Genomic DNA, 11150 nt, shown 5'->3' with positions numbered 1-11150 from the left:
GGAGATTGTAAACTTGACACCTAATAAAAAAGTTGACAAGCCGAATATTATTTTGATTTTAGCAGATGATCTTGGATTTTCTGACCTTGGTTGTTATGGAAGTGAAATTAAGACACCGAATCTTGACAAGCTCGGAACAGAAGGGCTGCGGTTTACGCAATTTTATAATTCGGCACGTTGCTGCCCGAGCCGTGCTTCCCTATTGACGGGTGTTTATCCGCATCAAGCCGGTGTCGGGGAAATGACGGAAGATAAGGAGCATCCCGGTTATCGCGGTTATTTGAAAGATGAATGCGTCACATTGGCGGAAGTTCTGGGCAATGGGGGATACCATACGTATTTAGCAGGCAAGTGGCACGTAGGAAAACGTGGCCCGATTGAACGCGGATTTGATGATTTTTACGGAATGCTCGGCGGATTTGGGAGCTTTTGGGATGAAAAAAATTATGTTTGTTTGCCGAAACATCGTCCTAAAAGAAGCTATGCAGATGGCGAATTTTACGCAACGGATGCAATTACAGACCATGCGTTAGACTTTATTGAGGAATCACGCGGCGATGACAACCCATATTTCCTGTATCTTTCGTATAATGCACCGCATTTTCCGCTGCAGGCGCCGAAAGAGGAGATTGCCAAATATGAAAAGTACTATGAAAGAGGGTGGGATCAAATTCGCGAAGAGCGCTTAGCCCGAATGAAGGAACTGCAGTTGGCGGACGAACAGATGCCGCTTTCTCCGCGGGCAGAATACTGGGATCGCGATCGCGACATTCAGGGGACGAATCCCGCATGGGAAACCATCGACCCTGATCGTCAAAAGGATTTGGTGCGGCGGATGGCGATTTATGCGGCGATGGTGGACCGGATGGACCAAAACATCGGCCGTGTAATTGAAAATCTTCGGGAGCGTGATGAACTGGATAATACCCTTATTCTGTTTTGTTCTGATAACGGTGCCTGTGCGGAATGGGACCCGTGGGGATTTGATGACTGGATTACGACCTCGAATTTTCTGCATCGCAAGGGAGACCTTGATCGGATGGGTGGACCGGATTCTTACCATAGTTACGGATCGGGATGGGCGAATGCCTGCAGCACCCCGCTCCGAATGTATAAGCACTACGGCCATGAAGGGGGAATCAGTACTCCCCTGATTGTACACTGGCCGGAAAAGGTGCAAAGAAAAGGAGAGATTGATCATCGTCCCGGGCACTTTATTGATTTTATGGCGACCTTCGTCGATGTAGCCGGTGTTTCCTACCCGGAGGAATTTCAAGGAAATAGTATTCTCCCTATGGAAGGAAAAAGTATGCGAAGCGCATTCCAAGGTGAACCACCGCAATCACGCACATTATGCTTCGAACACGAAGGACATTGCGCCATACGGCAAGAAAAATGGAAACTCGTTAAAATAAAAGAAAGGGATTGGGAACTTTACAACATTGACACCGACCGGGCAGAGATGTTCAACATTGCCGCTGACTATCCCGAATTAGTTGATGAATTAAGGAATGACTGGGAGGAATGGGCAAAGCGGACGAATGTGGAGTAGTGTTCGAATGCGGGTTTGGCTGAACAAAGGTTGGGTGGTGCTGATCAAAACACCCGAGCCGCTGAACAAAAGCCCAAACGCGCCGAACAAAACGCATGGACCGCTGAACCAAAGTTCAAACGCGCTGAATAAAACGCCCGAGCCGCTGAACCAAAGTTCAAACGCGCCGAACAAAACGCACAAACCGCTGAACCAACGTGCAAAGGCGCTGAACAAAACACACGAGCCGCTGAACCAACGTGCAAAAGCGCTGAACAAAACGCCCGAGCCGCTGAACCAACGTGCAAACGCGCCGAACAAAACGGAAGGACGGTTCTTTTGCTTCCCGCCTAAAGCTCGCGGGGGTTCAGCGGCAGCGAATGATTTTAGGAAAGAACTTGCAAATAAGTTGATCTTGTTTAATTGGAGCGGGTACATGCCTTAGGAATTGAAGGAATTAGCAAGGTATGATGAATAGCAAAGTGAGGAGGGAGAATTGATCTTCCTTCTTTTTTTATCCCTTCCTAAAATTCGTAACCCCAAATGTCGGTCTCGCGCGATAATTGGCTGGCCGTGTCCAAAAAAAGGCGAAAAACATGAATTAATTCTTTATTGTTATTCATAAACGAGTCTGATATAATTTCACATGAAATAGTTAGATATCTAAATAAATTTACAGCACAACGCTAGTACTGCTGATATTTATTTTTATATCAAATGAGAAGTTGAAAGGTAATCAGGGTGATAGATTATGAGTGAAAGTAATAAGAAAATCCATTATGCATGGTGGGTTTTATTAGGTGTTTGTATTTTTGTCGGCTTAGGGAAAGGAGCTTTAAACAATGTTGCCAGTCTATTCCTGACTCCCATAACGGAAGATCTTGGGGTCGGAATGGGGGAATTAACCTTATATTTTAGTGTATCTGCAGTGATTACCATGGTATTTCTGCCAATTGGCGGTAAACTGATGGCGAAATTTAATACACGTCTCGTTCTGATTGTGGCAGTTATTCTCCAGGCAGGTGCTTTTGCCTTGTTTGGTGTTATGCAATCTGTGTGGGGATGGTATTTAATGGCCATTCCGCTTGCAGTGGGTGGCGTGTTTATCACAGTTATTGCGGGACCGGTTCTTATTAACCAGTGGTTTAAAAAGAAAAACGGACTTGCGCTCGGGATTTTGAGTGCTGCCGGTGGGGCGGTTGGTGCAATCGCCCAGCCGGTTGTCGGGGGGTTAATTGCTGGTCAAGGATGGCGAACCTCATATTTTATTGTCGGGCTTGCAGTTATGATTATTGCAGTGCCAATCATATTCCTTATCGTCAGACAGTCACCAGAGGAAATGGGATTGCAGCCTTATGGAATGGAAGAAACCGAACAAGGCGGCAATGATAAGCACGAATCCGGTGAGCAGGGTGTAACGATGGCAGCAGCGAAGAAATCTTCGGCCTTTTACTTGTTAGTGGTCTTTTTCTTCTTTGTTACATCGATTGCAAGTTTTTCCATGCATATCCCAACATATCTGATCAATAAAGGGTTTGACGTTACATTTGCCGGCAATGTTATGGGTCTGTTTATGACTGGTGTACTTGTTGGATCACTGGTTATTGGTATGATGATTGACAAAATCGGATCCAGGAATACGGCACTATTTACGATGGTTATCGGAATACTGGCAATCTGTATGTTACTGTTTTTGACCTATGGATTTTTCTCCATTGGGTTGGCGGTAGGCTTGTTAGGTGTTGTATCAGCTTCCATCGGGACACTGGGACCAGCGCTCACGACAGCATTGTTTGGAAATAAAGAGTACAGCCAAATATATTCGACTGCTTCCTTGGGGCTGGCGATTTCCTCGATTGTCGCGCTGCCTGCGTATGGTTTTATTTATGACTTTACCGGAAGTTATACGACGGCTTTATATGCCATTCTTATTATGTTCATTTGTAATATTGCATGTGTGATTGCTGCGTTTAAAGGCAAAAACAAGTTGCAGCAAAAAGGGTTTTGGACAAGCAATGAAGTGTAATGGCAATGAGACTCCCGCTTCATGATTTCGGGTGAACCCATGGGGGAAAGAAAAAATTCTACTAAATGTAGGTTCACTCTATAGCTTATTTTAAAATTGATTTGGAAAGGATGTTTAAACATGAAGTTGCAAAACAAAGTAGGCATTATAACCGGAAGTGCTTCAGGAATTGGCAGGGGTATGGCGCTGGCAATGGCGAAGGAAGGTGCCCATATTGCAATTGTTGATATTAATGAGGAAAAAGGAAATGAAACACTTGCCGAGGTCAATCAATTTACAGAAGGAATGCTTTTCATAAAAGATATTTCCGTTAAAGAAAATGTGCAGGAAATTGTTGCAGATGTTGTTGAAAAGTTCGGCAGGCTGGATATTTTAGTGAATAACGCGCATGCCTCCAAACAGGCACCTTTTGTTGAAACAACAGAGGATATGCTTGATTTATCGTTTAATACTGGTTTCTATCCTACCTTCCATTTTATGCAAGCAGCATATCAGGAGCTGAAGAAGTCGCAAGGTAACGTTATTAACTTTGCATCCGGAGCAGGCATTGACGGACAGGCTACACAAACTTCCTACGCTGCTGCCAAAGAAGCAATTAGGGGAATCTCACGTGTAACTGCTAATGAATGGGGACCAGATGGTATTAATGTCAATTTGATTTCCCCAATTGCTTTGACAGAAGGCGTGAAGGCTTGGAGTGAAAGTGCTCCTGACATGTATGATGCCATGGTTAATAATATTCCACTGCGCCGGCTTGGCGATCCGGAGCAGGATATTGGACGGGCTGCCGTATTTTTGGCAAGCAGTGATTCTGATTTTATAACTGGTCAGACAATTATGGTTGATGGTGGAACAATTAAATTACATTAAGGGGTGAGTTTGATGGGGAAATTAGATAATAAAGTTGCTGTGGTCACTGGTGGAGCTTCCGGTATCGGTGAATATATGGTTGATTTATTCAGCCGGGAAGGAGCAATCGTCATTGCTGCTGATATTAATGAAGAAGCATTGAAAGCGGCAAGTCAGAAAGAAAACGTTTATGGAATGAAATTAAACGTAGCGTCGGACGAGGAATGGAAAGCTTTCGCGAAAAATGTGAAAGACCGCTTTGGCAGTATTGATGTGCTTGTCAACAATGCCGGTATCTCATCTGAAAAACCATACACGGAAATTAATGTTGATGACTGGCAAAAAATGCTGACCATAAACGGATTCGGCCCATTTGCCGGGATGAAACATATAGCGCCATACATGGCGGAACAGAAAAAAGGTTCGATTGTGAACATTTCATCTTATACAGCGCAAATCGGACAGGGATTTAATCATTATTCCGCATCCAAAGGGGCAGTACGGGCGATTTCCAAAGCAGCTGCAACGAACTTTGGCAACCAGGGCGTCCGCGTTAATGCATTGTTCCCTGGAATTGTTGAAACACCTATGACAAAATTATTGAGTACGTCTAAAGATTTGCTGGACCAGCTTGTTCAGGCAACACCATTGCAGCGGCTGGGCCAGCCTGAGGACATTGCCAAGGCAGCATTGTTCCTGGCGTCAGATGATGCAGCTTTCATCACCGGTGCCGAATTGGTCATTGACGGTGGATTTTCAGCACAATAGTTTGTATGATAAAAAGAGCTCCCGACATGGTTGGGAGCTCTTACTTATAGAAAGCAGGGATCAATTGAATGGAAGAACCAACTATTTTTCAAATTATTAATAGCATGGATAAAGTAACCAATAACTTGATTGTACAATGGAATAAAGTATTTGATGAAGATCTCGGTGTTTCCCATATTCTTGTTCTCGGTCATTTAATGGTTCATGGAGATAGCCGGCCTTCAGATATTGCCAAGGTGTTGGGCCTGACTCCTCCTACCCTGACCCATTTATCGGAAAAACTTGTACGGAAAAAGCTGGCGCGGAGAATCAGAGATGAGACTGACCGCCGCATTGTTAATCTGGGAATTACCGATGAAGGGATTGTAACCGTTCAACGGGCAAACCAAAAAGGAGTGGAACTGCGCAAAAACTTGTTTGAGAAACTGACCGAGGAGGAAAGAAAACAGCTATTGTCCATTTATGAGAAGTTGGGTCGTTCGGTATGAGCTGACCAGTTCATGTGTCGCCTGAAAGTAGGTGAAATAAGGCGGGACAGACAAAGGCACCCCACTGGACATCTTCCGGCAGTACCGTTACAGTATTTACTAGTAAAAAGAAACAGATGGATAACATGGAGTGACACGGTTTGGAGAATATGTTCAGGAAAAAATGGGCCGTCGTTTGTACGGCTGTGTTTTGTTCAATTTTATGGGGAAGTGCCTTTCCGGTATTAAAGGTGAGTTACGAAGAATTGCAGATGGCTCAGGATGACACGATAGCCAAGATTGTATTTGCCGGGATGCGATTTTTATTGGCAGGTTTAATCCTTCTTGTGGGTTTGTTTATTTTCAATAGGGACAGACTGCATGTTTCGGGGAAACAGTTTTTGTTTTTAATTATCTTTGGAATCATTCAAACAGCGATGCAATACTATTTTTTCTATAATGGGCTCGCAAAGGTATCCGGAATGCAGGGAGCAATACTAATTTCAAGCGGGACGTTTTTCACCATTGTGCTGGCTCACTTTTTTTACAGTGATGATCGCATCAATACTAAAAAAGCATTTGGATTAATTGCCGGCTTTGCAGGAATTGTTGCAGCCAACTGGGGGCAGGATTTTGAATTAAGTTTTCGGTTCACTGCAGAGGGGTTCATGTTGTTAGCCGCACTCACAAGTTCAATTGGAACCATTATGGCAAAAGAACTTGCGGTAGGGATTCATCCTTTTACACTGACCGGGTGGCAATTAACGATAGGAGCGAGCCTTATGCTGATCATTGGGGTTCCGCAACTGGATTCTGATGCAATAACTTTCACGCCGCTTGGCTGGGGGCTGCTGATTTATGCAGCACTTCTATCAACAACGGCGTTCGCCTTATGGTATTCTATCCTGAAGTTCAATAAAGCTGGGGAAATCAGTATGTTCAAGTTCATTACACCCGTATCAGGCGTTATTTTGTCAGCAATATTTATTCCCGGCGAGGAATTGACATTAAAAATAATAGGTGCCCTAATGCTGGTGGCGATTGGGATTATCGCTGTGAATTATACGGGTAAACGGAAACGACAATTAAATTGATGGAATGTAATTTAATAGAAGAAAAGCGGAAGGAGGCATAAGTGAGCCTCCTTCCGCTTTTCTTATGATTTGCTTATTATTAGCAATTTGGAAAGTGGAAAATCGTGACTGTGCTTTATTCCACACTCTCCAACAGCTTATAAGCTTCTTCCTTTGACGTCACATTCAGCAGTTCTTCACGATATGACTCATCCATCAGTTTCCGAGACAGCATTTGCAGTATTTTCAGGTGGTCGTCTGCTGCTCGTTCTTCCGGAGCAGCGATCATGAAAATGAGTTTTGCTTTGCTGCCGTCCATGCTGTTCCAGTCAATGCCTTCCTGGCTTATGCCAAATGCAACGGCGGGGGTTTTGACGGCTTTTGACTTGGCATGCGGAATGGCAATGCTCATGCCGAGACCGGTGGTGCTTTCGTTTTCACGTGCATAGATGGCCTGTTTGAACGTTTCACTGGATGAGATAATTCCTTGTGCGTCGAGCATTCCGCTTAATTCATCAATTGCTTCATCTTGCGTATTGCTTGTTAACGACGTATTGATTAAATCTTTCGTTAAGATGTCGGTCAGTTTCGTAATGGTGATTTCTTTTTGCTCGCTTTCATCTTGATTGCCAATTGATTCTTCTATCGGATTACTTCCTTCATCATTAACCGCAACACTTCCGCCATCCGGGGTTGCTGCAGCCGGAGCCGGCATGACATCTTTTTTCAGGAAGTTGACAAGGAATGCTGTAACGACAGTACCGACAGCTGCTGCAACAAAAAACATCAGCACATTGTCAACAGCGCCAAGCACAGCAACGATTGGTCCGCCATGGGCAACATGGTCCCCGACGCCGCCCAGCATGGCAATGACGGCCCCTGTCATGGAACCGACCATTATACTCGGGATGACACGCAGTGGATCTTGGGCGGCAAATGGTATGGCACCTTCCGTGATACCAAACAGCCCCATCGTAAAGGATGCTTTTCCGGTTTCTTTTTCCGCCGGGTTAAATTTCCGTTTGTTAATAAAGGTGGCAAGACCCATGCCGAGCGGCGGAATACAGATGGCCGCGGCAATTGCCCCCATAATTTCATAGTTTCCTTCCGCAATCATGGCTGCGCCGAACAGGAAAGCCACTTTGTTGAATGGTCCGCCCATATCAACGGCAATCATGGCCCCCAGAATTAATGCCAGCACAATCGAGCTTGCACCCTGCATTCCTTCCAGCCAGCCTGTCAGACCTTCAAATACACTGGCAACTGGTGCACCAATGACAAAAATCAGAAGTACACCGACGATCAGGGTAGCGATAATTGGAATGAAAATAATCGGCATAACAGGCTGTACCGATTTTGGCACGTTGATTTTCTTAATCGCAAGTGCGATATAGCCTGCCAGGAATCCGGCGATAATGCCGCCGATAAAACCTGCACCTGCTTCACTTCCATAAAAACTTCCGTTCGCCGCAATATAACCACCGACCATGCCGGGAACCAATCCGGGACGGTCCGCGATACTGACGGCGATGAATCCGGCTAAGATTGGCACCATGAAACTGAAGGAAGCAGCTCCAATAGCTTCAATATGTTTCCAGAACGAGTCGTCCGGAATAACGATGCCGCCTTCCGTCTGGTTGCCTCCAAGGGCAAGCGATATCGCGATTAACAGTCCGCCGACAACGATAAATGGAATCATGTAGGAGACACCATTCATCAGGTGGCGATAGATTTGATTCTCTTTTTTCTTGCGTTCTTGTTTTACATGGCTGACAGATTTCATGTCACCGCCGTGAACAGGAACATCGTCGTTTTGGACTTTCTCGATAAGTTTTTTTGGGTTTCGGATGCCTTCCTGTACTCCGACAACGAGCAGTTTTTTGCCGGCAAAACGATCTTTCGCTATATCTTTATCACTGGCAATAATAATGCCGTCCGCTTCAGCGATGTCTTGTTCAGTCAGCTCGTTTTCAGCACCGATTGAGCCTTGCGTTTCCACTTTCATATCCACGCCCATTTCATCAGCAGCTTTTTGCAGGTTTTCTGCTGCCATGTACGTATGGGCGATGCCGACCGGGCAAGCGGTTACAGCTAAAATGCGCATTGTTGTTTCCTCCATTCGTCGATTTGCTTTAATTATATCTTCCTTTTTCAGCAAAAAAATAATTCATTTTTACCGGAACGATTGGTAAAAATGAATTATTTGCGGAAAATGGCCACGACATCAGAAGAGTTTTCAGCCTGTTTTAGCTGCTGGATGATGTCCGGCTGTTGACTGATGGAGGCAATGGTTTGCATAAGTGGCCTCGCCTTGTCTTGATCAGCCGCAGACACTGCAAGCAGAAAAACAACGGACACGAGCTGTTCTCCCCATTCAATCGGGTCTTTTAGGATGGCTATGGAAATAACCGATCGTTTGACCGAATCCGGATTGGCGTGGGGGATTGCGATACCACCGCCAATTTCAGTCGATGCTGATTTTTCTCTCGCCAGCGAACTGTGAATGAAGGTTTTTTTAACATAGCCTTGTTGAAACAGGTTGCCGGCAAGCAGTTCGACAATTTCAAATCGGTGATCCAGATTGACATCCAGATAAATTGTTTTTTCATCCAGTAGCTGGCCGACATGTTTAAGGGACTGCTCAACGGAAATTGTTTCGGCCACCATCGATTGCAAAAACTTGTTAAGCTGCCTTTTGTCTTTTTCTTTCAACAACGGGGAAATTTGAATGACCGGGATCCCGGTGTCCGGTAAGTCCGTAGTTGCGATGACAAAATCAACGTTGTTTTCGGCAAGGTAAGTTTTTGTTTCGGCTTTATTCAGGCATGCCTGGATGTCAATGTTCTGATAGGTCTGCTCAAGTTTTGCCTGCAGCAGATGGGACATGCCAATGCCAAGTTCACAGACAATGACTGCGCGCTTCATGGCGGTTGTATCTTTTCGCATTCGTTCAATGGCCGCCTGGAAATGCAAGACAAGGTATGCCGCCTCATCTTCCGGGATATTTAACTGATAGGATTTGTTGACTTCCTCCAGTGAAAAGACAACCATGCTGAACATGTACGGGTATGTTTGCTTGATGTCTGTCAGCATGGGATTGGTAATAACCAGCCCGTGGCGGATCCGGTTCAATGTTGACTCCAAATGCGTGAAAAGTCCTTTTGACAAGATGTTGTCCTGCGTGAAATCCGTCATCGCCATAATTTGCATCTGCGTTGTCAGATGCTGGACGATGTCTTCGATTTGCTGCTTGTCGGATGTATTTAGGCTTTGATTCAGGTGTTGGCAGCTTTGCAAATGCCAGGTGAAATAAATATGTTCACTGTCAGGGAAGGAGATCCGAAGCGCATTCTGCAGTCGATTTAAAAACCAGTCTGTCATCCGGGAAGCCTCCGAGTCTATCCCTTGCTTGATTTCTGGATAATCCAATGATAGCTGAGAACGATTTCTGGTCCGCTGCACCATAATCAGCGCATGAATAAGCAGGCTCTCTGTTTCCCCTTGTGTCAAAGGTACAGGAAAGGTATGCTGCAGATCTTTCAAGGCTTTTCTAACCGTACCAATTTCATGAGCCGGGAATAGCTGCAGCATATGATCTCGTTTTGGTTCCGTGACCTTCGTGGAAATTAAATCTGTAAGATGAGCCAGTGCGTTCCGTTTATTCAATTCACTGCCCTCAATATGGTTGCCGATGCGCTGTTTGGATATCAGTTTCAGATCATACTGTTCAAGCCAGTGGGCAATCATATGCAGGTAATTCCGGACAGTCATTTTGTTCGTATACAATTTTTCCGATAGCACTGTTAAGGTTTTCGGCTTATCGCTTATCAGCAATTGATGAGCAAGTATCAGGATCTGCTCGTGTTCAGATGTGCCGGCTTTTTCGGTCTGGTACATATGGTTGATCAGTTCCGCATAATCGTCGCTGCCGATTGATAAGCGAATGCCACTCCCGGGTTTGCGGGTGATTACAGCAGATGGAAAAGGTTTTAAGGAACCGTCTAATTGCTTCAAATCATTGCGCACCGTTTTTTCCGAACAATCCAGTTTAGCCGCCAATTCCTGAATTCGAAGCGGCTCCTCCGTCCTTGCCAGCAATAATCGCAATAAAGCCTGTTGTCGTTTATTCATGTTAGTCCACCATCCGTTTAATATGATAGCGGAGAAAGGGAGGATGGGCAAGCGTTGGGGCGGTTATCGTGCTTCTTTGGGTGTTTGCCCGAAGTACCGTCCCTAACTTCCGGCCAGAAATACAAAGGTAAACATTAGTACTTGCATACGGTGTGATGCCTCGGGTATTTTTCGGAAATGTGGATGGAGTTTCGGAAGCAGCGCATCTGCGCGTAAAGAATCAACCTTCCCAACGATATTTTCAACCTTCATGGCTCCGAATCAACCTTTAAAAGAAATTATCAACCTTCCACGGCAGGCAATCA

At 45.2% G+C, this 11150-nt stretch carries 10 protein-coding genes; 7 read left to right on the top strand and 3 right to left on the bottom strand.

All coding sequences use genetic code 11. The features are described from left to right. Nucleotides 1-13: 13 nt before the first annotated feature. The 7 genes from B1K71_RS16180 to B1K71_RS16150 all read left to right on the top strand — a co-directional run bounded on the left by B1K71_RS16180 (nt 14) and on the right by B1K71_RS16150 (nt 6735). Nucleotides 14-1552: an arylsulfatase gene (locus tag B1K71_RS16180; protein WP_077328851.1), complete on the top strand. Its 1539-nt coding sequence runs from the start codon at nt 14-16 to the stop codon at nt 1550-1552. Between the two features lie 7 nt (nt 1553-1559). Next, nucleotides 1560-1976 carry a hypothetical protein gene (locus tag B1K71_RS16175; protein ID WP_077328849.1) on the top strand — a complete coding sequence of 139 codons (417 nt, stop codon included), beginning with the start codon at nt 1560-1562 and terminating at the stop codon, nt 1974-1976. Nucleotides 1977-2282: 306 nt separating this feature from the next. Beyond that, entirely contained in the window at nt 2283-3557 is a 1275-nt protein-coding gene (locus tag B1K71_RS16170; RefSeq protein ID WP_077328847.1) for an MFS transporter, read from the top strand. 120 nt (nt 3558-3677) lie between these two features. Continuing rightward, nucleotides 3678-4427 carry an SDR family NAD(P)-dependent oxidoreductase gene (locus B1K71_RS16165; RefSeq protein WP_077328845.1) on the top strand — a complete coding sequence of 250 codons (750 nt, stop codon included), beginning with the start codon at nt 3678-3680 and terminating at the stop codon, nt 4425-4427. 12 nt (nt 4428-4439) lie between these two features. Beyond that, a complete protein-coding gene (locus B1K71_RS16160; protein WP_077328843.1) occupies nt 4440-5174 on the top strand; it encodes an SDR family NAD(P)-dependent oxidoreductase in 735 nt (244 codons plus the stop codon). 68 nt (nt 5175-5242) lie between these two features. Continuing rightward, complete coding sequence (locus tag B1K71_RS16155; RefSeq protein ID WP_077328842.1) at nt 5243-5662, top strand: MarR family winged helix-turn-helix transcriptional regulator; 420 nt, start codon at nt 5243-5245, stop codon at nt 5660-5662. A 149-nt stretch (nt 5663-5811) separates the two neighbouring features. Continuing rightward, a complete protein-coding gene (locus tag B1K71_RS16150) occupies nt 5812-6735 on the top strand; it encodes a DMT family transporter (RefSeq protein ID WP_245799399.1) in 924 nt (307 codons plus the stop codon). A gap of 115 nt (nt 6736-6850) precedes the next feature. Here B1K71_RS16150 and B1K71_RS16145 read toward each other — a convergent pair whose 3' ends face one another. The 3 genes from B1K71_RS16145 to B1K71_RS20005 form a co-directional block, all read right to left on the bottom strand. Then, nucleotides 6851-8818 (bottom strand): PTS fructose transporter subunit IIABC, encoded by a 1968-nt coding sequence (locus B1K71_RS16145; protein WP_077328838.1) that lies wholly within the window; start codon nt 8816-8818, stop codon nt 6851-6853. A 95-nt stretch (nt 8819-8913) separates the two neighbouring features. Continuing rightward, entirely contained in the window at nt 8914-10845 is a 1932-nt protein-coding gene (locus B1K71_RS16140; RefSeq protein ID WP_077328837.1) for a BglG family transcription antiterminator, read from the bottom strand. A gap of 102 nt (nt 10846-10947) precedes the next feature. Then, nucleotides 10948-11097 (bottom strand): hypothetical protein, encoded by a 150-nt coding sequence (locus tag B1K71_RS20005; protein ID WP_175631939.1) that lies wholly within the window; start codon nt 11095-11097, stop codon nt 10948-10950. Nucleotides 11098-11150: the final 53 nt, after the last annotated feature.

It is taken from the genome of Virgibacillus siamensis (assembly GCF_900162695.1).
GTDB classification, from domain to species: Bacteria; Bacillota; Bacilli; order Bacillales; family Amphibacillaceae; genus Lentibacillus; species Lentibacillus siamensis_A.
Note: the sequence above shows the minus strand (reverse complement) of the source record. Positions and strands in the feature narration are given on the sequence as shown.